This window comes from Streptosporangium nondiastaticum, assembly GCF_003011965.1.
Lineage (GTDB): Bacteria > Actinomycetota > Actinomycetes > Streptomycetales > Streptomycetaceae > Streptomyces > Streptomyces nondiastaticus.
Window position 1 is genome coordinate 1 of record NZ_PXWG01000105.1, and the last position, 23,297, is coordinate 23,297.

19 protein-coding genes are annotated in these 23,297 nt (G+C 71.4%); 10 read left to right on the forward strand and 9 right to left on the reverse strand.

Annotated elements, in window-relative coordinates; all coding sequences use genetic code 11:
* The first annotated feature begins 47 nt into the window (after positions 1–47).
* From B7P34_RS26600 to B7P34_RS26615, 4 genes are all read left to right on the forward strand, one after another.
* On the forward strand, positions 48–1,358 hold the full coding sequence (locus tag B7P34_RS26600; protein WP_106680596.1) for a sensor histidine kinase: 1,311 nt from the start codon (positions 48–50) through the stop codon (positions 1,356–1,358).
* Positions 1,355–2,071 (forward strand): response regulator, encoded by a 717-nt coding sequence (locus B7P34_RS26605; RefSeq protein ID WP_106680568.1) that lies wholly within the window; start codon positions 1,355–1,357, stop codon positions 2,069–2,071. Before B7P34_RS26600 ends, B7P34_RS26605 begins: the two co-directional genes overlap by 4 nt.
* Positions 2,072–2,247: 176 nt before the next feature.
* Positions 2,248–4,182 (forward strand): molecular chaperone HtpG, encoded by a 1,935-nt coding sequence (gene htpG, locus B7P34_RS26610; RefSeq protein WP_106680570.1) that lies wholly within the window; start codon positions 2,248–2,250, stop codon positions 4,180–4,182.
* 111 nt (positions 4,183–4,293) lie between these two features.
* The gene (locus tag B7P34_RS26615) at positions 4,294–4,758 is read left to right on the forward strand and encodes a RidA family protein (RefSeq protein WP_106680572.1); all 465 of its coding nucleotides are present in this window, start codon (positions 4,294–4,296) and stop codon (positions 4,756–4,758) included.
* 8 nt (positions 4,759–4,766) lie between these two features.
* On the opposite strand, the gene B7P34_RS26620 is transcribed toward B7P34_RS26615, so the two are convergent.
* From B7P34_RS26620 to B7P34_RS26640, 4 genes are all read right to left on the reverse strand, one after another.
* Positions 4,767–5,609 (reverse strand): PhzF family phenazine biosynthesis protein, encoded by an 843-nt coding sequence (locus B7P34_RS26620; protein ID WP_106680574.1) that lies wholly within the window; start codon positions 5,607–5,609, stop codon positions 4,767–4,769.
* A gap of 67 nt (positions 5,610–5,676) precedes the next feature.
* On the reverse strand, positions 5,677–6,483 hold the full coding sequence (locus tag B7P34_RS26625; RefSeq protein ID WP_106680598.1) for a 2OG-Fe(II)-dependent halogenase WelO5 family protein: 807 nt from the start codon (positions 6,481–6,483) through the stop codon (positions 5,677–5,679).
* Between the two features lie 314 nt (positions 6,484–6,797).
* Positions 6,798–9,689, reverse strand: a complete 2,892-nt coding sequence (locus B7P34_RS26635; RefSeq protein ID WP_189383069.1) for an alpha/beta hydrolase — start codon at positions 9,687–9,689, stop codon at positions 6,798–6,800.
* Positions 9,690–9,911: 222 nt separating this feature from the next.
* A complete protein-coding gene (locus B7P34_RS26640; RefSeq protein ID WP_223268265.1) occupies positions 9,912–10,592 on the reverse strand; it encodes a class I SAM-dependent methyltransferase in 681 nt (226 codons plus the stop codon).
* Positions 10,593–10,833: 241 nt separating this feature from the next.
* On the opposite strand from B7P34_RS26640, the gene B7P34_RS26645 reads away from it, so the two are divergent.
* The 6 genes from B7P34_RS26645 to B7P34_RS26670 all read left to right on the forward strand — a co-directional run bounded on the left by B7P34_RS26645 (position 10,834) and on the right by B7P34_RS26670 (position 18,992).
* Positions 10,834–12,156 carry a M20 metallopeptidase family protein gene (locus tag B7P34_RS26645; protein WP_106680600.1) on the forward strand — a complete coding sequence of 441 codons (1,323 nt, stop codon included), beginning with the start codon at positions 10,834–10,836 and terminating at the stop codon, positions 12,154–12,156.
* A 187-nt stretch (positions 12,157–12,343) separates the two neighbouring features.
* Positions 12,344–13,657 (forward strand): xylan 1,4-beta-xylosidase, encoded by a 1,314-nt coding sequence (locus B7P34_RS26650; RefSeq protein ID WP_223268266.1) that lies wholly within the window; start codon positions 12,344–12,346, stop codon positions 13,655–13,657.
* A gap of 247 nt (positions 13,658–13,904) precedes the next feature.
* Complete coding sequence (locus B7P34_RS26655) at positions 13,905–15,629, forward strand: amidohydrolase (RefSeq protein ID WP_106680582.1); 1,725 nt, start codon at positions 13,905–13,907, stop codon at positions 15,627–15,629.
* Positions 15,630–15,652: 23 nt separating this feature from the next.
* Positions 15,653–16,675: a helix-turn-helix transcriptional regulator gene (locus B7P34_RS38870; RefSeq protein WP_223268267.1), complete on the forward strand. Its 1,023-nt coding sequence runs from the start codon at positions 15,653–15,655 to the stop codon at positions 16,673–16,675.
* Between the two features lie 99 nt (positions 16,676–16,774).
* Positions 16,775–18,160 (forward strand): cytochrome P450, encoded by a 1,386-nt coding sequence (locus B7P34_RS26665; RefSeq protein ID WP_106680584.1) that lies wholly within the window; start codon positions 16,775–16,777, stop codon positions 18,158–18,160.
* Positions 18,161–18,305: 145 nt separating this feature from the next.
* The gene (locus B7P34_RS26670) at positions 18,306–18,992 is read left to right on the forward strand and encodes a phosphatase PAP2 family protein (RefSeq protein ID WP_106680586.1); all 687 of its coding nucleotides are present in this window, start codon (positions 18,306–18,308) and stop codon (positions 18,990–18,992) included.
* A 2-nt stretch (positions 18,993–18,994) separates the two neighbouring features.
* On the opposite strand, the gene B7P34_RS26675 is transcribed toward B7P34_RS26670, so the two are convergent.
* From B7P34_RS26675 to B7P34_RS26695, 5 genes are all read right to left on the reverse strand, one after another.
* Entirely contained in the window at positions 18,995–20,329 is a 1,335-nt protein-coding gene (locus B7P34_RS26675) for a glutamate-1-semialdehyde 2,1-aminomutase (RefSeq protein ID WP_106680588.1), read from the reverse strand.
* Positions 20,330–20,336: 7 nt separating this feature from the next.
* Positions 20,337–20,888, reverse strand: coding sequence for a dTDP-4-dehydrorhamnose 3,5-epimerase (gene rfbC / locus B7P34_RS26680; RefSeq protein WP_106680590.1), 552 nt, complete (start codon positions 20,886–20,888; stop codon positions 20,337–20,339).
* Positions 20,885–22,084: a polysaccharide pyruvyl transferase family protein gene (locus tag B7P34_RS26685; RefSeq protein WP_106680592.1), complete on the reverse strand. Its 1,200-nt coding sequence runs from the start codon at positions 22,082–22,084 to the stop codon at positions 20,885–20,887. Before B7P34_RS26685 ends, rfbC begins: the two co-directional genes overlap by 4 nt.
* Positions 22,081–23,064, reverse strand: coding sequence for a glycosyltransferase family 2 protein (locus B7P34_RS26690; protein WP_106680594.1), 984 nt, complete (start codon positions 23,062–23,064; stop codon positions 22,081–22,083). Before B7P34_RS26690 ends, B7P34_RS26685 begins: the two co-directional genes overlap by 4 nt.
* The coding region (locus tag B7P34_RS26695) for a hypothetical protein (RefSeq protein WP_223268268.1) at positions 23,061–23,297 on the reverse strand (237 nt) is incomplete at its 5' end. The genes B7P34_RS26695 and B7P34_RS26690, both read right to left, overlap by 4 nt.

Genomic DNA, 23,297 nt, shown 5'->3' on the forward strand with positions numbered 1-23,297 from the left:
GGCAGAGGAGAAGGCCCCTGACCCGCCCGTAGGATCACGGCGTGGAGATGATCAAGAGCGTGAGACGGCGGGACGCGGTGCTCACCACGGCCGTGGCGCTGGCGGGTTGCACGGCACTCGGGGCCACCGCCCTCAGCCGCGGTGGCCTGACGCGGCCCTACGGAGCGCCCTCGGCGATCGCCGCCCTCACGCTGCTCCTGTGGGCGCTGGCCGGCTGGCCCCGGTCACGGGAACGACTCGCCGTCCCCCTCGCGCTCGCCGGAGCGGCATCCCTGCTCACCACGGCGATCGCCCGGCCGCCCGCGATGTCCGAGGACTCCTGGGCACGCCTCGCGGAGACCGTCACCCTGCTGGTGCTGCTCGTCGTCGTCGTGCGCTGGGCTCCGCTGCGACGAGCGGCGGCGGCCGTCGCCGTCGCGGGACCGGCAGTGGCGGCCTGGACCCTGCCGCTGCTGCCCGCACCCTCGCTGCTGAGCCTGGCCGGCGCTGCGGCGTTCTGGACCCTGCCCGTGCTGGGCGCGTGCGTCATCGGCGGCTACCCCCGGCTGATGGAGCACGGCCGGACCCGGCTGGTCGCCGAGACCCGCCGCGCCCAGCAGCTCAGCCTCGCCCGGGACCTCCACGACTACGTGGCGCACGACGTCAGCGGCATCGTGGCCCAGGCCCAAGCCGCCCGCTTCGTGGCCGGCACCGACCCGCGGCAGGCCCTGGCGGCCCTGGAACGCATCGAGACGGCCGGACTCAACGCGCTGGCAGCCATGGACCGGATGGTCAGGACACTCCACGAAGCAGACGGCTCCGATACCGTCCGGACGGGCGGATCCGGAGCCACCGGATCCGAGGCCGCCATCGTCGAACCCCTGCCCGGCGTGGACCAACTGCCCGCCCTGGTCGAACGCTTCTCCTCCGCCGCCACCGGTCAGATCACCCGCCTCACCGTGCAGCCCGGCGCGACGGACGACCTCTCCCGGGCCGTCGGCTCCACCGCCTACCGCGTGGTCGTCGAGGCCCTCACCAACGTCCGCCGCCACGCCCCGGGCGCCCTGCGGGTCGATGTAGCCCTCACCCGTACCCGTACGGACGACGACGAACCCGCCCTCCACGTAACGGTCGTCAACTCCGCCGCCGCCAAAGACAACACCCGCACCGCCATCCGCCGCGAGCGCAACGAACACGGCGGGCGGGGCCTGAGCGGCATGTACGAACGCGTACGGGCCACGGGCGGCACGCTGGTGTACGGTCCGCGCGACGGAGGCTGGCAGGTGGCCGCCACTCTGCCGCCGGCCCCGACGGACCCGGCACCCCACGCGGCACCGCTCCCCGGGCCCCGCCCGGCGACGACGGAGAATCCCTCGTGACCAACACCCCCACCCGCATCGTGCTGGCCGACGACCAGGACGACATCCGCAGCGGCTTCCGCCTCGTCCTCGACTCCCAACCGGACATGAGCGTCATCGGCGAGGCGGCCGACGGCACCGGCGCCCTCGAACTCGCCCGCCGGCTCCGGCCGGACGTCGTCCTGGCCGACATCCGCATGCCGGGCATCGACGGTCTCGAACTGACCCGGCTCCTCGCGGGCCCCGGCGTCGCGCACCCCACCCGCGTCATCGTCGTCACGACTTTCGACCTCGACGACTACGTCCACACCGCGCTCCGCAACGGCGCCAGCGGCTTCCTCCTCAAACGCTCCGGGCCCACCCTGCTCATCGAGGGCGTCCGGGCAGCCATGGCCGGCGACGCCCTCATCAGCCCGCAGATCACCGTCCGGCTCCTGCGCCGGCTGAACACGCCTTCGCCTCCGCCGCAGTCACCGCCTTCGCCTCCTTCACTGTCAGCGCCTCCGTCACCCGTTACGGGCCCCGGCGCCGACCCGCTCACCCACCGCGAGCAGGACATCGTCCGCCTCGTCGCCCGCGGCTGGACGAACGCGCAGATAGCCGATGAGCTGTTCATCTCCCCGGGAACGGTGAAGACCCACATCGCCAACGTCCAGAACAAACTCGGCACCGCCAACCGCGTCGGCATCGCGGCGTGGGCCTGGCGGACGGGGACGGCCGTCCCCGAGCCCTGAACCGGACAGGCCCCGCCTCACCCGCGGAACCACCGCACCGGGGAGGCCCCGGCCGAGGACGCGCACACGACGCGGATCCGGCCACCGCCCCCACATCCCGGCCACTGTCCTGACGTGGTGTTTTACAGTGTCTTCAATCAGTTCTGGGCGATAGGACCTGAGAGGTATTCGCGAACATGTCGACTGAGACGTTTGAGTTTCAAGTAGAGGCCCGTCAGCTGCTGCAGCTGATGATCCACTCGGTCTACTCGAACAAGGATGTCTTCCTGCGGGAGCTCGTCTCCAACGCCTCCGACGCGCTGGACAAGCTGCGCCTCGAGAAGCTGTGGGACGACTCGCTCGACGCCGACGTGTCCGATCTGCACATCGAGATCGACGTCGACAAGGACGCCCGCACCCTCACCGTGCGGGACAACGGCATCGGAATGTCGTACGACGAGGTCGGCCGGCTCATCGGCACGATCGCCAACTCGGGCACCGCGAAGTTCCTCCAGGAGCTCAAGGAGGCCAAGGACGCGGCCGGGGAGGAAGGGCTCATCGGCCAGTTCGGCGTCGGCTTCTACTCCGGCTTCATGGTGGCGGACGAGGTCACCCTGCTGACCCGGCGCGCCGGCGAGAGCCGGGGCACCCGCTGGACCTCGCGGGGCGAAGGCACGTACACGCTGGAGACGGTCGACGACGCGCCGCAGGGCACCTCGGTCACCCTCCACCTCAAGCCGGCCGACCCGGAGAACCAGCTCCATGACTACACCTCACCGTGGAAGATCAAGGAGATCATCAAGCGGTACTCGGACTTCATCACCTGGCCCGTCCGGATGATGCCCGAGGCGACGCCCGTGGCCGCAGCCGACGAGAGCAGCGAGGACGGCGAGGGCGGCAAGGCGCCCGAACCCGAGACGCTCAACTCCATGAAGGCGCTGTGGGCGCGGTCGCGCGACGAGGTGTCCGACGACGAGTACCACGAGCTGTACAAGCACATCGCCCACGACTGGCGCGACCCGCTGGAGACGATCCGGCTCCAGGCGGAGGGCACCTTCGAGTACCAGGCCCTGCTGTTCCTCCCCGCCCACGCCCCCCACGACCTGTTCACGCGGGACTTCCAGCGAGGCGTGCAGCTGTACGTCAAGCGCGTGTTCATCATGGACGACTGCGAGGCGCTGCTGCCGCCGTACCTCCGCTTCGTCAAGGGCGTCGTCGACGCGGCGGACCTCTCGCTCAACGTGTCCCGCGAGATCCTCCAGCAGGACCGCCACATCGAGTTGATGCGGCGACGGCTGACGAAGAAGGTCCTGTCCACGGTCAAGGAGATGAAGACCAAGGACCAGGAGCGCTACGACACGTTCTGGCGGGAGTTCGGCACCGTCCTGAAGGAGGGACTGGTCACCGACCCGGAGAACCGCGACGCCGTCCTCGCCGTCGCGTCGTTCGCGAGCACGCACCACGACACCGAGCCGACCACGCTCAAGCAGTACGTGGAGCGGATGAAGGACGGCCAGGAAGACATCTACTACCTGACCGGCGAGTCCCGGCAGAGCATCGAGAACTCCCCGCACATGGAGGCGTTCCGCGACCGGGGCATCGAGGTGCTGCTGCTCACCGACGCCGTCGACGAGGTGTGGGCCGACGCCGTCGGCGAGTACGAGGGCAAGAAGCTGCGGTCCGTGGCCAAGGGGCGGATCGACCTCGGTGCCGAGGACGAGGACACCCCCGACGCCGACCGGGAGAAGAGGACCGAGGAGTACGCCGGGCTGCTCGGCTGGATGAAGGAGCAGCTGGACGGGGACGTCAAGGACGTACGCCTCTCCTCCCGCCTCACCGTCTCCCCGGCCTGCGTCGTCTCGGACGCGCACGACCTGACCCCGGCCCTGGAGAACATGTACCGCGCCATGGGTCAGGAGGTGCCGCGCGCCAAGAGGATCCTGGAGCTCAACCCTGACCACCAGCTGGTGAAGGGCCTCAACCAGGCGTACAAGGAGCGCGAGGACCGCACGGAGCTCGCCGACACCGCCGAGCTCCTGCACGGCCTGGCCGTACTCGCCGAGGGCGGCCAGCCGAAGGAACCGGCCCGCTTCGTCAAGCTGATGGCGGACCGCCTGGAACGCGCGCTGTAACTCGGCTTGTCACCCCCACTGACACCGGCGGCCTGCCCCGCACAACCGGGGGGCAGGCCGCCGTCGGCAAAACCCGTCCCGCCACGGTGCCGGCGGTGGGAACATCGGCAGGTGCCTCACTTCCTACGCGACAAGCTCTCCGGCCTCGGCATCGTCCTGCCCGCCGTGAGCCCGCCCAAGGGCGTCTACGTGCCGGCAGTACGCAGTGGCCGGCTCGTTCAGGTGTCAGGCCAGGTGCCCATGGTGGGCGGTGAGCTCGTGGCCACGGGCAGGGTCGGGGCCGAGGTGACGCCCGATCAGGCACGCGAGCTCAGCAGGCAGTGCGGCCTGGCGGCCCTCGTCGCACTGGACTCGGCAGCCGGCCGGGCCACCTCCTTTCGCGTGCTCAAAGTCGTGGGATACGTGGCCTCCGCGGAGCGGTTCCTCGGGCAGGAGCGCGTGGTCGACGGAGCCAGCGAGCTGTTCCTGACCATTCTTGGTGACGCCGGCGGACACGCCCGCAGCGTCGTCGGCGTCGGGCGACTGCCGCTGGGGGCACCGGTGGAGATCGAGGTCCTGTTCGAGGTCGACGACTGAGACGGTCCTCAGTGGCGGAACGGCACCGCGGTTCCGGTGACGGACACCCCGCTGTACCGCTCCGCCGGAATGCCGACCTCGATCAGGCTGGGACGGCCCATGTCGTACCCCTGGCGCACCGTCACGGTCGCCGGTACGGACACGAGCCCGAGCTCCCTCAGATATCCACCGAGGGCGGCCGCCGCCGCCCCTGTCGCCGGGTCCTCGACCACCCCGCCGGGCGGGAACGGGTTCCGGGCGTGGAAGACCGTCGCTGACTCCCGCCACACCAGGTTGACTGTCGCCCAGTCGCGCCGGCCCATGAGACCGGCAAGTGTGGGCATGTCGTAGTCGAGCTCGGCCAGCCGCTCACGTGACGTGGCGGCGATCACCGGGTGCCATGCTCCGGCGTAGGCGGCGCGCGGGGGCAGTGAGCGGTCCAGGTCTGCGGAGGACCAGCGCAGCGCACCGAGCAGCCCGTCCAGGTCGCCGTCGTCGATCGGCGCCGTCCGGGGCGGCACGCTCACCAGCGTGGCCACGACACTGCCGTTCCGTACTGCGGCGGTGGAGACCCGCACCACGCCGGCCTTCGTCCGCAGCCGCAGATCACCCACCCCATGGCGCTCCGCGTAGGCCACCGCGGTGGCGATGGTGGCGTGACCGCAGAACGGCACTTCCGTTCGGGGGCTGAAGTAGCGGATGCCGAGGCTGCCGTCGCGGAGCGGCGCAACGAAGGCGGTCTCGGAGAATCCGACCTCCGCTGCGGTAGCCGCCATGGTCGGCTCGTCAACCCCGGTTGCGTCCAGCACCACCCCTGCGGGGTTTCCGCCTCGGGGGTCGGTGCTGAAAGCGACGTAGCGTAAGATCTCCATGTTCCTATACCTAACGGTTTTTCTTGAAAACAGCAGCGTGCGTCTGTGCTCCGAAGTCTTCGGGTAATCACCCCCAGGTCAGTAGTTCTCCGGTCACGCTGAGACCTACGGCGAATCCCAGTGCGATGCGCCGTGCGCCTCGACTCGGGCGCACCGCATGGAAGAAATTCGGGTTGATCAGAACGGCTTCGCCCACCTCGGGGCTGAGTTCGATGAATTCTGCGTCGCCGACCACGGACTCGTCGTAGCCGTATGAACCGGGGAGCCGGAACGCCTCGTCCGCAGGGCTCCACCGATGCCGCCAGATTATCGTCTCGCCACCCGATTCCGGCACACTGAGGTACATGTTGAAGGCGAACTGGGTGACCAGTGTCGAGTCCAGTAAGTCACCGCAGAAGAACTCGCGCAGCGCGTCGTCGAAGTGAACACGAAAGCCCTGATTGGGTTCGCGGGCTACTCCGGCGCCCATCTCGCGGCCGCTCCGACGGCCCACCCGGATGCCGCCGGGCCAGTCCGCCCCGAGGGCTGCCCGGCACTCCTCGAAGGGGTCGAAGGGCAGTCCGAGGCTCTCCCAGTCCGTGCGATGCCTGTGCACTGCGGGCCAGTAGGCGTCTGTGAGCACGCCATCCTTGCAGTAGTCACTCACGCCGACGCCGAACCGCATGACCGGTGGGTTCACGCGCCTCCTGCCGTACGCGTCGAACGCCCTGGCCTCAAGCGCCTTGAGCGTCTCTTCGACCATGCGCCGGGGGAGGAGGTCACGGACGCGAAGCGCGGCACAGCGACCGGCTGCCAGATCGGAGACGCGGGCGCGGGTGAAGCCCGTCGAGGTGACTGCACAGAAGAACGGGTCGTGTAAGTCTCCTGGGGTCATAGCGGTACCCATTTTCTCGGTATCGGCTAAGCAGGTCCCGGGTCGTGCACAGCACGGAATGCCGTCTTGGCATCGAGCTCAAGCGCCTTGCGATCCACTCTCATGATTTCTTTGGCGATCCGCCGGGCGATCTCCGACTGCGCTTTCTGGAGAGGACTACCCGGTGGGCCCCACTGCGGTGTCTCTTCGTCGGCAGGCTCGGTGTGGGATGACGGCATTGCGGATCTCCCGGTCGTTCGTCAGGTGCTGCACCACACAGCATCGAGGTGGAGTCAGGGTAAGCGCAATCCCCCTCGGTACTGGATTCGGACATTTCAGAGCTGACCATGCATCTGGCGCAAAGCGTTGGCCCAGATCTTTTCGAACTTCTTGGTCATGGGGCTGCCGGGCTTCACCCGGCGCAGATCTTCCAGGAGGTACCTGAGCTCCTGTACCGCCTCGGGCGCGTGTCCCCGTCCGAAGAGAACGGTGGTGAGCGTGCCCCTCAGGTACATCATCAGTTCCGAATCCGGCGGCTGGGCGGCGTCGAGGAGCGCACCGCGGACCTCGGTCTCGGCCTCCTCGTACCGTTCCTGCTCGAGCAGGCTCAGAGCCAGTGTCGACCGGACGAAAAGCGTTTCGGGCGTGGTGGGCGGCCAGTTCCTGCGCCGACTGATCCCGAGGATGCTGCGGGCCCCCTCTTCGGCCTCCGACGTGCGTCCCAGCATGAGCATCACGCGCGTCCAGCTGTGCCGTACGACCAAGGTGTCATAGTGCTCGGGGCCCCGTACGGTGTTCTCCGCCTCGGCGATCGACCACAGCAGCGGCTCCGCCTCCTCCCACCGCTCCTGTTCGAGGAGGGCCCGGGCGTGCTTGTGGCGGCTCGCCAGGGTGTCGGGGTGATTCCCGCCCAGGACCCGCGTGCGTGCGCGGACCACCTTCAGGAGCTCCTCTTCCGCAGCGGCGTGGTCCTCGCGTTCCAGCGCGATACGACCCTTCTCATGGCGGAGGGCCAGGAGTTCCCGGTCGTCCTCGTGGAAGCCGAAGGAAGCGCAGTCGGCGACGATCGGAACCACCAGGTCGTGGGCCGGCGCGAGCAGGCCCTTCGTGATCAGGAACCGGGTGGTGAGCCGGGTGAGTTCGAGTGCTCCGGCGACCGTGCTGCGGTCCTCCATGCGCACGGGCCCCGCGAGACACATCCGGGCCACCTCCCTGGCATGTGGCGTGATCGCCGCCCACAGCGGCCAGTTCGACGTGTGATCGGGATTCTTCCCCTCAGTGGCCTTCAGCAACAGGCGCACTGCCAACCCGAGGTAGTCCGTGCGCCGCCGTTGTACGTCCTCGTCCTCACGCAGCACGCCGTGAACGACCGGGTGCAGAGTGAGCACATGAGACAGGACCGGGTCGGCGACGCTCTCGCGCACGGCCTCGACCAGGTCGAAGTCCTCCAAGCCCTTGAACACGGCAGCCAGCTCCGTCGGGGAGAACCCGGGGAAGAGGGGCGACTGGGTCAGCACTTCTCCATCAGCCAGGCAACGGTAGGGAATCGGAGCCATGTTGAGGCAGGCGAACACCTTGAGCAACGGGGATGCCTGTGGAAGACCCTGCCGGGCGAGCTGCCGCAGGGCGATGCCGTAGACCTCCTCGACGATCTCACGCCCCAGCAGCTCGTCGAGGTCTCCCCGCGGCCGGGTGCCCGGCACGGAGGCGAAGCGTCGCTGGACGGCCTTGCAGTAGCTCTCGAAATCCGTCACGTCTCCGTCGTCCAGGGACACCTTCTTCTGGTTGACCGTCTTCACGGTGACGGCCGCGGTGTGCAAGGCGAGGGGCAGGCCACCCAGCGCTGCAGAGAGTTGTCTGGCCTGCTCGTTCGTGCCGCCGAGGCCTTGTGTGCGCTCCAGCAGCAGCGATGCGCCGTCCTCGTCGCCGAGGGCGGAAATCCGGTGCACGAGGCTCCAGGGACCCCATGTTTCCTGGCTGCGTACACGGCTGGTGACGACGACGAGACCGTGGTCGCACGCCGGCTCGCGGAGCCACCCGGTGCCGTCCGAAACCGGGCCGTCGACCGGGCCGATCTGCTGTGGGTCGTCAGCGTTGTCGAAGACGAGCAGCCAGGGCTTCCCGGACTTGTCGAGCAGCTTCCACAGCAGGTCCGCGGCGCTTCCCGGGCCGTGCCACGCGCGCTCGATCTGCGCTTCCGAGGCTCCCAGTTGACTTGCGACAGCCCGCATACGGGCACTGAGCTGGGACAGCGAGATCCACCACACCCGACGGCCCGCCCGGTGCGCGCGGTGGGCCATCTCCAGAGCCACCCGGCTCTTACCCATGCCGCCCAGACCTGCCAGAACATGAACCTTCTGCGGCCACGCCGATGAGGTGACCCGGGCGACGAGGCGGTTCTGTTCCTTCCCCTTCAGCTTTCCCTCCAACTTGGCGAAGGGAGGCGAGACGGTGTAGTCGCCGTGCTGCTGTGACGGTGTCACGGTGGCGGCGGCCCGGCGGGGCTCGGGCTGCGCGTGGCCGACGGAGAGCAGGGCGGCGCGGACGGTGAGGTAGGAAGCGGCCCTGTGGTCCACCGGCTGCACGATCGAGAAGTGGTCACCTGGGATGACGCCGCCCTCGGGAAAGACTCCGCGGGCGACGACGGCCGGCACGATGTTGTCCATGGACCCGCCGTAGGCCTGCACTGTTATGGGGCATTCCTGGTCGCCGTGACGGCGGGCGTGGACCACTCCGGTGAGTACCGAGCGCTGTGCTTCTGTCACTGCACGGTCGAATGGACGGAGCTGCCGTTCTTGCGAGTGCCGCCACAGCGCGAGGGCCTTGCGGACTGTCAGGAAGAATCCGGACCCCGTGTTCGGACAGGAGAACATGGTGAAGTGCTTGATCCGCATGAGGTCGCGACCCTTGCCTGTCGCCAGCTTGCGGGAGAGGAACCGCTGCACCACCAGTCCCCCCTGACTGTGGGTGACCAGCACGATCGACTCCGCGTCGGCGAGTTCGGTCGCGAGGTAGGTGCTCAAGTGATCGGCGATGTCGTCCGTCTCGGCGACTCGGCGGTCCGGGCGCAGCCTGACAAAAGGCGAGTCGTACGCGAAGCAGCGGACGTGGACCCAGCCGGAGAGTTCGTCGTCGGTGGTGATCAGCTGCCGGAACGCCGACCACACCTTGGCCGACGAGAACAGGCCGTGCACGAACACCAGATGCACGGGTATCGGCACGACCATCACAACCTCCACGGCGGGGCGGTTTGATGCGAGGGCACGCATAACGAATGACGTCTGACAGCCCGGTCAATGATGCCCACGGGCCGGTCGAGCACGCCAGAAGTCGGCTTGCGAGTACGCCATGCGCCCCCTCCAGTACACCTGCGCCCCTTCGCCGGGGCGGGTCAGCACATACAGGCGCTGCGGACAGTCAGCTGAATGCTGCTGCTGGAAGCCTGGAGTTCATCCGGCTTCCGGGCACGTGCCGCCGCCCGCGCAGAGCCGCAGGCCGAGACAGGTCCAGGCCACTCCCGGGCGTCCGTGCGGGTCCTCGCGCCGGGCGTGGTGCACGACGTGCAGTCCGGACCGCCGGGCGAGTGCGACGGTCTCCCGCGCGGTGACGGGGAACATGCGGCGGCCTTCCGGGACCGGGCCGTGGCGAAGGGAGAGGATCACCCGGCCTCCGGGTTCGAGGAGGCCGGCCAGGTGAGCCATGGCAGCAGAGCGTTGCTGTTCGTCCAGGTGCATCCAGACCGCGGTCAGCAGGATCAGGCCGAAGCGGGGCTGCCGCGCGCTGAGGCGCGGCAGCCCGGGGAGCGCGTCGTCGATCCATTCGATGTCCTGGTCCGCGTGGAGGCTCCGGCCCAGTGTGCGCATCTCGGTGGTGGGTTCGACGGCGACGACGCGGTGTCCCCGGGCGGCCAGCGCTGCCGCGTCGCGGCCGCTGCCCGCGCCGATGTCCAGGACCGAGCTCGGCTCGGAGGGGAACAGGTGCAGGACCTCGCGGTGCACCTCGTCGAAGGTCACGCTCTCGTACTGTGCCACGAGGGCCTCGGCGGCCTCGCCGTACCCGGCGGTGCCGGCCATGGCGTGCAGCCGCCCGTAGGCAGGGCCGTCTCTGTCCGCTCTCTGCGCGCTGTCCACGACGCGGCACTCTGTTCCCGGGACCGTCCCGGGCACCGCGATGGAGATCACTCGCGCCGGCGTCACTCGGGGGGCGGTGCGCGGGCTCGCCCTCGGCGGGTCCGGCATGGAGGCGTTGATGGAGACGTTCTGATGGAGACGTTCTGTCGGTGAATGCCCAGGTGTGGTCTCATGGCGTCGGCGACCGCTGCCGCACTGCCACATCCTGACGGAGACGACCCCGCTTGTCGTGGAGGCGCGCGTGCTGATCGATGGAACCGCATCATCCGCCGGACCGGAGTCCGGTCTCCTGACCGAGGCGCGGAGTCTGCTGCCCGATGTCGTGGCGTTGCGGCGCCGCATCCACCGCCTTCCGGAAGTGGGAACGTACCTGCCCCGTACCCAGCGGGCGGTGGTGGAGGCCCTTGACGGGCTGGGCCTGGCGGTGACGCTCGGCCGGAGGCTGAGCTCGGTCGTGGCCGTGCTCGACACCGGGCGGCCCGGGCGGACCCTGCTGCTGCGCGCGGACATGGACGCCCTGCCGCAGCAGGAGAACACCGGCCTCGACTACGCCTCCGAGGTGCCCGGCGTCATGCACGCCTGCGGGCACGACGCGCATGCCGCCATGCTCGTGGGCGCCGCGCGGCTGCTCAGCGCCCGCAGGGACCGGCTGGCGGGCCGGGTGGTGTTCATGTTCCAGCCCGCCGAGGAGACCGCCGGCGGGGCCCTGCCCATGATCGAGGAGGGGCTGCTCACCCCGGCCGGCGGCACGGCGGTCGACGCCGCGTTCGCGCTGCACATCAACGCCCGCAACGAGACGTGCACCGTCCACGTCCGGCCGGGCACGCAGTACGCCGCCGCCGACCTGGTGCGGATCACCGTCAGGGGCCGGAGCGGGCACGCGGCCGGCCCGCACCGGGTGCTTGATCCCGTCCCGGTCGCCTGCGAGATCGTCCAGGCCCTGCAGACCATGATCACCCGGACCGTCGGCATCTTCGAGCCCGCGGTGCTGACGATCACCACGATCCGGGCGGGAAGGGCGTTCAACGTCATTCCGGAGACCGCGGAGCTGACGGGCACGTACCGCACGCTCTCCGAGGCGACCCGCCGCACGGTGCGCGAGGGCATCGCGCGCGTCGCCGAAGGCGTGGCCGCCGCCCACGGCATGACCGTCGGCGTCGAGCTCCCCGAGGGCTATCCCGCGGTGCAGAACGACCCCGCCTTCACCGCGCTGGTACGCCGCGCAGCGGCCGCCGCCCTCGGCCCCTCCCACGTGCACGAGCTTCCCCACCCCACGATGGGCGGCGAGGACTTCTCGTACGTCCTGCAGCGCGTGCCCGGCGCGATGGTGTTCCTGGGCGCCTGCCCGCCCGGCAGCGTGCCGGGGACCGTCCCGGACAACCACTCCGACCGCGTGCTCTACGACGAGAGGGCGCTGGCCGCGGGTGTCGCCTTGCACTGCGCGGTCGCCGAGGACTTCCTGCGCGGGGGCGGAAGCGGCGGTGGAGAGGAGGCCGAGGAGGAGGCTGAAGAGGGCGAGCGCGGCGCGGCTGCCGGCGTGGCCCGTACGGACGACAGCGGTTGAGGCGCCGGCAGCGGCTGGACGACCCCGGCCCGGGCAACTCGCCTCCAAGACCAAGCGGCCCAAGCGGGACGAAATCCCAGCTATGCGCCTATTATTGGATGTCGTGGGGCGACATGGTGCGGCACAGTCGGCGGCGCCCGGTACGGGGCGATGGCGGGCCACTTCCCTGATCGGGGTATGCGGTGCGGTGGCTCTGGCCGCCCTGCCGCTGGCCATGGCCTCGGGCAGTCCGGGCGGCGGCGGTGCGTCGTCGAAGAGCACCCGCCGTCAGGCGGGCACCCGGCCGGGATGGGGCTTCACCCACACGCAGTACAGCGCGGAACACGGCACGCCGGAGGCCACGCGCAAGGCCGGTGCCCTGCTCTCCGCGCGGCCGCTGCCGCAGAACCAGCACATCATGGGGTGGGGCGCGGAGAACCCCGAACCGGCGCCCGGGCGGTACGACTTCCAGGCCCTTGACGAGCGCGTCGCCCTGATGCGGGCCACGGGCGCCACCCCCGTCCTCACCCTGTGCGGCGCCCCCGACTGGATGAAGGGCGGGCGGCGGGGACGCACCGACTGGTCCCGGCTGGAGGAGGCTCCCGACCGCCGGCACTACCGGGACTTCGCCCGGCTCGCGGGCGCGATCGCCCGCCGCTACCCGGACATCAGGCACTTCCTCGTGTGGAACGAGCTCAAGGGCTTCTACGACGAGCGCAAGCGCCGGTGGAACTACGAGGGATACACCCAGCTGTACAACCTCGTCTACGCCGAGCTGAAGAAGCAGAACCCGGACAACCTGGTCGGAGGCCCCTACGTGGTGGCCGACCACGACCCGCCCGCCGGCGACCCGGAGGACCGCTCGCCCGAACTCCGCGGCCCCTGGGGCGAACTCGACCAGCGCTCCGCCGACGTCATCCACTACTGGAACAGGCACAAGGAAGGCGCCGACTTCGTCGTGGTCGACGGATCCAGCTACACCCGCGAGGGGCACGAGACGATCCCCGACGAGTTCGCCGCCACCGAGAAGTTCGCTGCCGTCACCCACTGGCTGAGGAACGTCACCGGACTTCCCGTGTGGTGGGCCGAGTGGTACGTGGAGCCGCCCGCCGCGGACGACCGGCCGGGCGGCAGGGACGGCTGGGACGAGCATCACCGCACCGCCGTGCACGCCACCGCAATGATGCACCTGGCAGCGAGCGGCGCGTCGGCCGCCTTCTACTGGAACCCGCAGCGCACCGGGGACGACTGCCCCGGCTGCCTGTGGAGGAGCACCCACCTGCCCGACGGCGGCCGGGAACTGCCCATGGCCCGGCTGCTGAACCGGTTCGCCCACGAGTTCCCGCCGGGCACCGCCTTCCGGCCGGTGGACGCCACTGCGGATCCGGGTGCCAGGATCCAGGTCCTCGCCGACGACGCGGCCGTCCTCGTCGTCAACACCGAGCGCCGACCGGTGGCGGCCCGGGTGGACGGGAAGGCGCTGTCCCTCGCCCCGTACGAGGTGCGCTGGCTGACACGCTGAGCGGCCTGCGCCTGCGCCTGCGGTGATCAGATTCGGGCACTCGGTGGCATGGCATGGCATTGCAGGGCCGCTGCGCACAGCGCCGGCCCGCGGTGTCAGGCGCGAGACCGGTTCCGGCTCCGAACATCGGTTGGATGACCGATGTGCGCCCACGCCTCCCGGATGCACAGTGCTGTCAGCTTCCCCGCCGGCCGTCGCCGGTTCGCGGGAGCCCCCGTCACCAGCCCCCGGCAGATAGGACATCACTGTGCCCGGCACCCCGGCAGATCTCGTCTTCGTCAACGGTTCCGTCCTCACCGTCGACTCCCGTTTCACCGTCGCCTCAGCCCTCGCGGTCACCGACGGCCTCGTCAGCGCGGTCGGCGACCAGGACGAGGTCATGGCGCACGCCGGCCCCGCCACCCGGGTCGTCGACCTCGAAGGCGGGACGCTCCTGCCCGGCATCAACGACACGCACCTGCACGGCTGCGCCTTCGGGCTGACCAGGCCCCCGCTGTCCGTCGACGTCTCCCACCCCGCCGTACGGTCGCTGGCCGACGTGGCCGAAGCCGTGCGGAAGGCCGCCGCGACGACGCCCGCGGGGGAGTGGATCACCGGCCACGGGTGGGACGCCGGCTACCTCGACGAGTGCGTCGCCGACCCCTCCAGGCTGCCGTCCCGGAAGGACCTGGACGCCGTCAGCCCGTACCACCCCGTCCTGCTGTACTCCGCCACCGGACACGCCACGTGGGTCAACTCCATGGCGCTCTCCTGGGCTGGAGTGGACCGTGACACCCCCGTCCCGCCCGGAGGCGTCATCGTCACCGACGAGGCGGGCGAGCCCACCGGCCTCCTCCAGGAGGGCGCCCAGGACCTGGTCCACCGGGAGCTGCCCGCCCTCTCCCAGGAGGTGCGCGCCGACGCGATACGCGCCACTCTGCGCACTCTGGCCCGGCTCGGCATCACCAGTTACACCGAGCCCGGCCTCGGCCCGGGCGGCGACGCCCTGATGCGCGGCGCCATGGCCCACAGCACCCTCGACGTCTACCGGCGCCTGCTCGCCGACGGCGAACTGACCGCCCGGGTCGGCGTACTGCTGCTGCCGACCGGGATGACCGGCACGGCCGAGGAGTTCGTGCGGACGCTGGCGGCCATGGACGAGCCGCCGACCACCGACCCCCGCCGCCTCGCCGTCCTCGGCGTCAAACTGTTCGCCGACGGCATCCCGGTCAACAAGACGGCCTGGATGCACGAGCCGTACGTCGGCGGCGGCTGCGGCTCGCTGTGCGTCGGAGGGGAGACCGACGACGAGCGCGCCGCCCAGATCACGGAGATGATCCGGTACACCCACGCCGCCGGGTACCAGGCCGGCGTCCACGTCACCGGCGACCGGGCCATCGACACCGTCGCCGACGCCTTCGCCGCGGCCGCCGCCGCGCAGCCCCGGCCCGACGCCCGGCACTACGTCATCCACGGCGACTTCCTCACCGCCGGCAGCATGCGGACGCTCGCGCGGCACGGCTTCGGCGTCAACATGAACCCCACCATCAAATGGACCGTCGCCGACCTCGAAGAAGAGTTCGTCGGCCCGCAGCGGGCGGCGTACGAATGGCCCTACCGGGACGCGATCGACGCCGGAGTGATCGTGACCAGCGGCTCCGACGCGCCCGTCACCCTCCCCGACTGGCGGCAGGGCGTCTCCACGATGATGCTCCGCGAGTCCAAGGCCAGCGGCCGCGTCAGCGGACCCGGCCAGCGCATCCGGCTCGCCGAGGCCCTCCGTACGTACACCTCCGACGCGGCCTGGCAGGACTTCGCCGAGGACTGGAAGGGAACCCTGGAGGTGGGCAAGGTCGCCGACCTGTGCGTGCTCGCGGGCGACCTGCTGACCGCCGACCCGCACGACATCCCCGCCATGCCCGTGGTGTTCACCGCGGTCGGCGGCGACGTCGTGCACGACGAACTCGCCGCTGACGCCCGTTTGACGCCCTGACACCGGATGATCATTCTGAGCGGATGGAAGCCGAGCCGACGCCGATGACAGCAGCGCAGCCGAGCACGACGGACGTCCTGAGCGCCGCCCTGGACGTACGCGAGGCCGCGCGCCACGCCGTGCGGGGGAAGGGCGGCGCCGACGCCGTCCTGACGGCGCTGTCCGCGGTGATCGACCACGATCACGCGTCGCTGTCCCGGTGGGACCCGTTGCTCCGCCGCCACGTCACGCTGGCCGGCAGCTATCCCGCGGGCACCACCCGCTACATCGAGACCCGCCTGCACGACGACCCGGCCTTCACGCTCATCCGGCACGCGCCGGGCACCACGAGCTGGTGGCACGACGTACCCGCCCCGGTACGGGGAGCCTCCACCGGGTTCCAGGAGGTCCTCGAACCCCTGGGCGTCCAGGACGGCGTGGCCCAGTGCCTGTTCTCCGCGGACGGCCGCTACGTGGGCATCCTCAACCTCAGTACGACACGGGCACGGTGCGACCAGCCTGCCGTCCGGGCGGTGATGACCCTGCTCGGCGAGTGCCTCGCGGCCGTCGCCGACCCGCTCGCAGGGCACCGCTCCCCTGGGCCCGGCAGCTCCGGACATCCCTGCGCCGTGCTCCTGCCGGGCGCCGAGGAGGCGGACGACGCAGTTCCGGTGACTGTGAGCGGGGAGCCGCTGCCCGGCCTCACCGAGCCCGGCTCCCCGCTCGTGGCCCTGCTGCGGCGCACGGCCGCACGGCGGACGCTGCCGGCCACGGTCCTGGTGCCGTACCGGCAGCGGATGCTGGAACTGCACCTGACCCGCCAAGGGGACCGCACGGTCGCCGTATGCCGTGCGGTCGCCCGCCCCGCCGCGCTCTCCCCGCGCGAGCTCGAGGTGCTCGCGGAACTCACCCAGGGCCGGACCAACCGCGAGATCGCCGACCGACTCTACGTCAGCCCGCGCACCGTCGCCACCCACATTGAGCACATCCTCGCCAAGCTCGACGTCCCCAACCGCGTGGCCGCCGCGGGCCGAGCCGTCGCCTGGGGCCTGGAACCGGCACCGTGACCGGCCGAAGCCGGTGGGGCTGCCAGGGGCGGTGACCTCGCCGGCGAGCCCGGAAGCAGTCCCCGTGACACCCATCACCCAGCGCTATGCTCCGTGGCTATGTCGCCGTCCCTGCCGTCAGAAGAGCCCATCGTCACCGCGGCCGACCCGGTCCCCTCTCCCTCCGCGCCTGCCGACTCAGCAGTGCCGGCAGGCCCGCCTGAGCTCCCGGCCGAACAGATCCAGCAGTGGCACCGGAGCGGCGGCGAGCTGATCGACCTGCTGCGCCGGGCGCACGCCCTCGGCCCCGTCAGCCTGCTTCAGCTGGGACCGAAACCGACCGTGCTCCTCACCGACCCCGCAGGAATCCAGCACGTCCTCGCCCTCAACCCGGACCGCTACCCCAAGAGGTCGCACCGGGCACGGGCCCTGCTCGGCGATGGTGTCCTCACCGCCGCCGGAGAGCTCTGGAAACGCCAACGACGCCTTCTCCAAAGCTACTTCACCGTTCAGGGAACCCGCCGATTCACGTCCGCCATGCACGACGCGGCGCGTCACATCGCCACGCAATGGAGCCACAGCGCCGACAGCGGGCAGGCCCGTGACATCACAGCCGACATGCGCTTCTACGCGCTCGACGTCATCTGGCGCGCCCTCACCGGGCACGGCGCCACCGCCGACACCCTCCGCGTCCTGAGCGCCCTGGACGTCATCCTCACCGCGCTGCCCGTCCTGCCGCCTCCCGACGGCCACCAGCCCGACCTCGGCGAACACCTCGCCACCATCCACCACATCGTCGACGCCGCCATCGCCGAAGCGCGCGGGACGGCCACCCCGCCCGGCGGTCCCGCACTCCTGCACTCCCTGATCCGGGCGGCGGACGAACAATGCTGGCCCGGCAACCTCATCCGCGACGAAGTGATGACCCTCCTCGTCGCCGGCCAGGAGACCACCGCGAACACCCTCGTCTGGCTGTTCCTGCTGCTCGGACAGCACCCGGACGAACGCGACCGCGCCCTGCGGGCGGGGCCGGCGGGCGGCGCCGACCGCAACCGTGCCTTCCAGGCCCTGGTCAGCGAAACCCTGCGCCTGTACCCGGTGGCCTGGCTCCTGCCCCGCCACGCCACCGAGGACGACGTCGTCGCGGGCCACCGGGTGCGGGCCGGCACCACCGTTCTCGTCTGTCCCTACCTCACCCACCGCGACCCCGCCCTGTGGCCCGAACCCGAGCGTTTCCTCCCCGGCCGTTTCACCGCCGGCCATGACCGCCCCACCCGGCCCGGTGCCTACTATCCCTTCGGCCTCGGCCCCCGCGCCTGCCTCGGCGCCCAGTTCGCACTCCGCGAAGCGGCCACGCTTCTGGAGTATCTCCTCCCCGCCTACGCCGCCACCCCTGACGCCGCGCCGGAAGACGCCGCCTACGGAATCACCATCTCGCCCGCCACCGCCGTCCGCGCCACCATCACGCGGCCTGAACAGCCTCCGGTGACGCGGAGTTGTGGTTAGGGTGGCGGTCAAGGCGAGTTCGGGGCTGCCGGGCTGACGGCTCCCGTGCGGGCCGGGCGGACTCGACGGGGGAGGGGGCTCGCTGGTGGGGAGTCGGCGGCAGGCCGAGGCAAGCGACCACAGGCCGACCGGGCCCGGTGGGCGTGTGACCGTCCGGCCGGGGCCCGCGGTGCTGCCTCCGTCGCTGCGGGCGTGGCTCGGGCTGATCGCGGGTCTCGCCGCGCTGGTGGTCGTCGCGCTCGGGGTCTTGTACGCCGACCACGGCGAGCCCGGCGAGGTGGACCGGTGGGTCATCCAGCCGACGGCGGACAGCGTGGGGCCGCCGTGGCGGCGCGTCGCCCTCGTCCTGGACTTCCTGGGGGAGCCCGCCGGGGCGGTGATGCTGGTCGCGGCTGCCGTGACGGGCTGGCTGCTGCTCCGGCGTCCTCGCGCGGCGGTGTTCGTCGTCGCCGGCGTCGGCGCGGCCGTGGGGACGGCGACGCTGCTCAAGTACCTCGTGGGACGGACCATTCACGGCGACGGCAACCTGTCCTACCCGAGCGGGCACACCGCCTTCTTCACCGCGCTCGCCCTCGTCGTGGCCCTGCTCGTGACCGGTCGGCCCGGCCTCGGCAGGACGGCCCGCACGCTCCTCGTGCTCACCGCGGCGCTGGTCGCCGGCGCCGCCATGGGCTGGGCGCAGGTCGCCCTGAGCGCGCACTACCCGACCGATGTCCTCGGCGGTTGGTGCACCGCGCTGGCGGTGGTGCCGGCGACCGCGTGGCTGATCGACCGGACGGCCGACCGGCTGGCCCCGCGAAGGACCGACGCCGGTCGGCGGGCGCGCCGCTGACGTCACGCCAAGCGGCGGAACACCGGCTTCACCGGCCGCCCGCCCAGCCAGGGGCCGGGGTCGCCGGCGTCCAGCGCCTTCCGGTACACCGCACAGGCCTCGGCCACCACATCGACCGTGCGATCGATGTCCGCGTCGTCGAGCGCGCTGCTCACTACGAACGACGGGGCCAGCACCCCGCCCGCGAGGAGCCGGCGCAGGAAAAGGGTGCGGTACTGCTGCGACGGCTGCCCGTTCTCGTCGAGGGTGCCGAAGACCAGGTTGCTGGCCCGGCCCCGGACGACGACGTGGTCGCCGACGCCATGGGCGGCCGCGGCGTCGCGGACACCGGCGGCCAGCCGCTCGCCGAGGGCGTGCAGCCGCGCGGTGATGCCCTCCTCCTCGTAGGTGGTGAGCACGGCCATCGCGGCGGCCAGCGAGTGCGTTTCCGCACCGTGCGTGGTGGACAGCAGGAACACCCGGTCGCGGGAGTCACGCAGCCCGCCCCGCTCCATCAGGTCGCGGCGCCCGGCCAGCGCGGAGACGGCGAATCCGTTGCCCAGCGCCTTGCCGAACGTGGAGAGGTCGGGGACGACCCCGTACAGGCCCTGGGCACCCGCCTCGGACCAGCGGAAGCCGGTGATCATCTCGTCGAAGAGCAGTACGCAGCCGTGCCGGTCGGCCAGCTCGCGCAGGCCGGCGAGATACCCGGGCGGGGGCTCGGCATGGCCGGCGGCTTCGAGGACCAGGCAGGCGACCTCGTTCTCGTACCGGGCGAGCAGTTCCTCCACGGCGGTCAGGTCCCCGTACGGGAACGCCACGGTCAGGTCAGTGATCGCCGCCGGAATTCCGGCGTTCATCGGCGTGGTGCCGATGAACCAGTCGTCGACGGAGAAGAACGGATGGTCCGCGCAGACGGCCACCCGCGGGCGCCCGGTGGCGGCGCGGGCGAGGCGCACCGCGGCGGTGGTGGCGTCGGAGCCGTTCTTCGCGAACTTCACCATCTCCGCGGTCGGCACCGTGGCCAGGAAGCGTTCCGCGGCCTCGGCCTCCACGATGGACGGCCGGACGAAGTTGCTGCCGCGGTCGAGTTCCCGCCGCACCGCCTCGATCACGCGCGGGTGGGCGTGGCCGAGGCTGACCGACCGCAGGCCGGAGCCGTACTCGATGTAGCGGTTGCCGTCGATGTCCCACACGTGGGCACCGCGGCCGTGGCTGATGACGGGGGCCAGGTTCTCGGGGTACTGGTCGTCGCCCTTGGCGTAGGTGTGCGCGCCGCCGGGGATCAGGGCGTGCAGCCGCTCGTTCGCCAGGCGCGATCGGGGCAGGAGGGGTTCTTCGGTGGTTTCGGTGTCCACGCCGGCCTCAGTTCTCTCTTCGCTTCAGGATCTCGGCGAGGCTCGGCGCCTCCCGGTCCCGCTGGGACATCAAGGTGACCGGCAGCGGCCACGGAATGGCGAGCTCCGGGTCGTCGAAGGCGATCGTCACGTCCTCGGCCGGATCGTGCGGTCGGTCGATCCGGTACGAGGTGTCGGCGGTTTCGGTCAGTGCCTGGAAGCCGTGCGCGCACCCGGCCGGGATGTACAGGGTCACCTGCGTCTCGCCGGACAGCTCGAAGAAGGCCCGGCCAAGGTAGGTCGGCGAGTCCGTCCGCAGGTCCACGACGACGTCGAAGATCCTCCCGTACGAGCACCGCACCAGCTTGGCCTCGCCCGCGCCGGAGCGCAGGTGCAGGCCGCGCAGCACGCCCCGGGCCGAGCGGGACACGCTGTCCTGGATGAAGCTGTCCGGGTCGAGGCCCACCGAGCGGACCACGTCGGCGTCGAAGGTGCGGCAGAAGAAGCCGCGCTCGTCGGCGTACGGTGTCGGCTCGAACAAGTACGCGCCGGCGATCGCTGGGACTTCGGTCGCTTTCATGGGGTCTCCCGCAGGGCGTGGTCGGTCACCGGGAACAGGGCGGCGGTCAAGGCGGCGAACTGCCGGCCGAGTTGCCGGGCGGCGACCCGGTTCCGCTCGGCGAGCGTCCGGCGCAGTTCCGCCGAGTGTTTCTCCAACGCCCGGAACTGCTCGATCAGCCGGTCGGCGTCGACCTCGCGGGCCGGGTGGCAGTATGCGCCCAGCCCCATCCGGTCCATGAGCGCGTCGCTCTTCGCCGCATAGCTGAGCGCGAGCGTCGGCGTACCGGTTTTCAGCGCGCAGACCAGGTTGTGGTACCTGGTCGCCACCACGGCGTCGGCCGCTGCCGCCTCCTTCATCAGGTCGGCCAGCGAGGCCGCCCCGGCGGCGGTGACCAGCGGCGAGTCCACCGCGCCGAGGATCGCGGCGACCACCGGCGCGTCGCACGCGTCGCCGGTGAGCAGCCGGACCTGTCTGCCCTCCTCGGCCAGCGCACGCACGAAACGGGTCGTGCCTTCGAGGTAGCGGCGGTGGATCTCGTCGGCGCGGGCCCGGTCGTCGTTGCCGCCGTGGAAGTCCATGACACCGACGCAGACCCGGCCCGCCGGGCCGGGCGGCGGCGCCGGCAGGGCGAACGCGAGGTCCGGGTAGACCTCGTCGCGCGCGGTGTCCACGCCCATCGCCCGCATCGCGTCGCGGGACTGGGCGTCCCGGTACGACCGGTACGCGGCCAGCCGCGCCGACCAGCGCACCAGGGCCCGGGTCGGCCGATCGCCGATCGGAGCGGCGCCGACGCCGACCAGCGCGACCCGGGTGCCCAGCAGCCGGCCGCTCGCGCAGAGCAGGAACAGCGCGTACGGGAAGCCCCACGGCCGCAGCGGCAGCGTGGCTTCCAGGACGCCCATGCCCGGCACGATCACCACGTCGTGCCGGCGTACCCAGGCGGCGGTGCGGACGGCGTCGACGAGTTTGCCCAGGCCCTTGCCCGCGACCGCGCCCGCACGTGACGCGGTCCGGTACTCCCCGCGGTACCAGTGCAGCCGCGTCGCGGGGATCCGGTACCGGGCGGCGACGACCTCGGGTCCGCCGCACAGCGCGTCCACGACCGCCTCCGGTTGCTCGGCGCGGAGGTACCCGAGCACGGCTTCGAGCGAGCCGTCGTTGCCGAGGTTGCCGGAGCCGAGCAGGCCGAACACCCCCACCCTCACCGGAGTCACGCCTGCCGCCCTTCACGGCCCTGACGGCCTCCGCGCCCTTGACGGCCTTCGCGCCCGGCGACGAGGGCGTCGACGTCGACAGCGAGCCGGGCCGGGTCGACCGGGGCGCGGTCCTCGACCCGCTCGCCGGCGCCCGGCCGGACCCGGCTGGCCATCCACGCGGCCAGGTGGCGGTGGCACGCCCGCCGGTCGGCCGCGGACAGCGGCGCCCGCCGGATCGCCGCGACGAAACCCCAGACGTACTCGGCCAGCAGCCGGGGCGTCGGGTGCAGCGGGCCGGCCCGGCGCGGGTCCAGGTTGACGCACCGGGAGCGCTTGGAAGGATTCGCCCGCTCGGCGCGGGCGGGGTGGTCGCGGCGGAAGTACAGCAGCTCCGGCACCTGGTGGAAGGGACCGTGCAGGACGATCTCGGCGACGAACGTGCGGTCCGCGTGGTGGTAGCTGTCGTGCGGCTTCACCCGGCGCAGCACGTCCGCCCGCATCACCCCGTAGAAGTCGTCGCCACCGGGCTCGAACAGGAAACTGCGGAAGCGCTCCGGCGCGAGCGGCGAGTCGGTGTCGAGCCCGTACTCGTACGGGACCTTCACCTGTCCGTCGCCGTCGATGACCGCTTGGCCGGAGTGCGCGAGGATCACGTCCGGCCGTTCGTCCAGCGTCTCCACGCAGCGCCGCAGCAGGTCCCGGGCGTACAGGTCGTCGTGCGAGGCCCACTTGAACAGCTCGCCGCGGCACTGGGTGAACACGTAGTTGTGGTTCGGTGCGGCGCCGATGTTCCGGGGCAGCCGGAGGTAGCGGATACGCGAGTCCTGCGCGGCGTACTTGCGGCAGATGTCATGGGTGCCGTCGGCCGAGGCGTTGTCGGAGATGACCAGTTCGAAGTCCTCGTAGGTCTGGCCGAGCAGGGCGTCGAGCGACTCGGCGAGGTACTCCTCACCGTTGTAGACGGGCAGGCCGATGCTCAGCCGGGGGTGCGCGGTCATGGCGTTCTCGCTTCGCGTAGGGGGTGTTGGTGGTGCTCGCGCAGGGCGGACCGCAGTTGCAGCCACCACACGGCCGAGCCGCAGGCGGTCGCGGCGGCGACGCCCCAGGCGGAGCCGACCGTGCCGGCCAGGGCCGCTCCGCCGAGGCCTCCGCCGGCGTAGCAGGCGGAGGCGAACAGCTGGCTGCGCAGGCTGCGCCGGGCCGCGGCGAGCGCGCGCAGGCCGGCCGCCGC

Coding starts and splice junctions, on each gene's coding strand:
- B7P34_RS26600 (WP_106680596.1), top strand. CDS start 48: ATGATCAAGAGCGTGAGACGGCGGGACGCGGTGCTCACCACGGCCGTG.
- htpG (WP_106680570.1), top strand. CDS start 2,248: ATGTCGACTGAGACGTTTGAGTTTCAAGTAGAGGCCCGTCAGCTGCTG.
- B7P34_RS26620 (WP_106680574.1), bottom strand. CDS start 5,609: ATGGAGATCTTACGCTACGTCGCTTTCAGCACCGACCCCCGAGGCGGA.
- B7P34_RS26625 (WP_106680598.1), bottom strand. CDS start 6,483: ATGACCCCAGGAGACTTACACGACCCGTTCTTCTGTGCAGTCACCTCG.
- B7P34_RS26635 (WP_189383069.1), bottom strand. CDS start 9,689: ATGGTCGTGCCGATACCCGTGCATCTGGTGTTCGTGCACGGCCTGTTC.
- B7P34_RS38870 (WP_223268267.1), top strand. CDS start 15,653: ATGGAAGCCGAGCCGACGCCGATGACAGCAGCGCAGCCGAGCACGACG.
- B7P34_RS26665 (WP_106680584.1), top strand. CDS start 16,775: ATGTCGCCGTCCCTGCCGTCAGAAGAGCCCATCGTCACCGCGGCCGAC.
- rfbC (WP_106680590.1), bottom strand. CDS start 20,888: ATGAAAGCGACCGAAGTCCCAGCGATCGCCGGCGCGTACTTGTTCGAG.
- B7P34_RS26690 (WP_106680594.1), bottom strand. CDS start 23,064: ATGACCGCGCACCCCCGGCTGAGCATCGGCCTGCCCGTCTACAACGGT.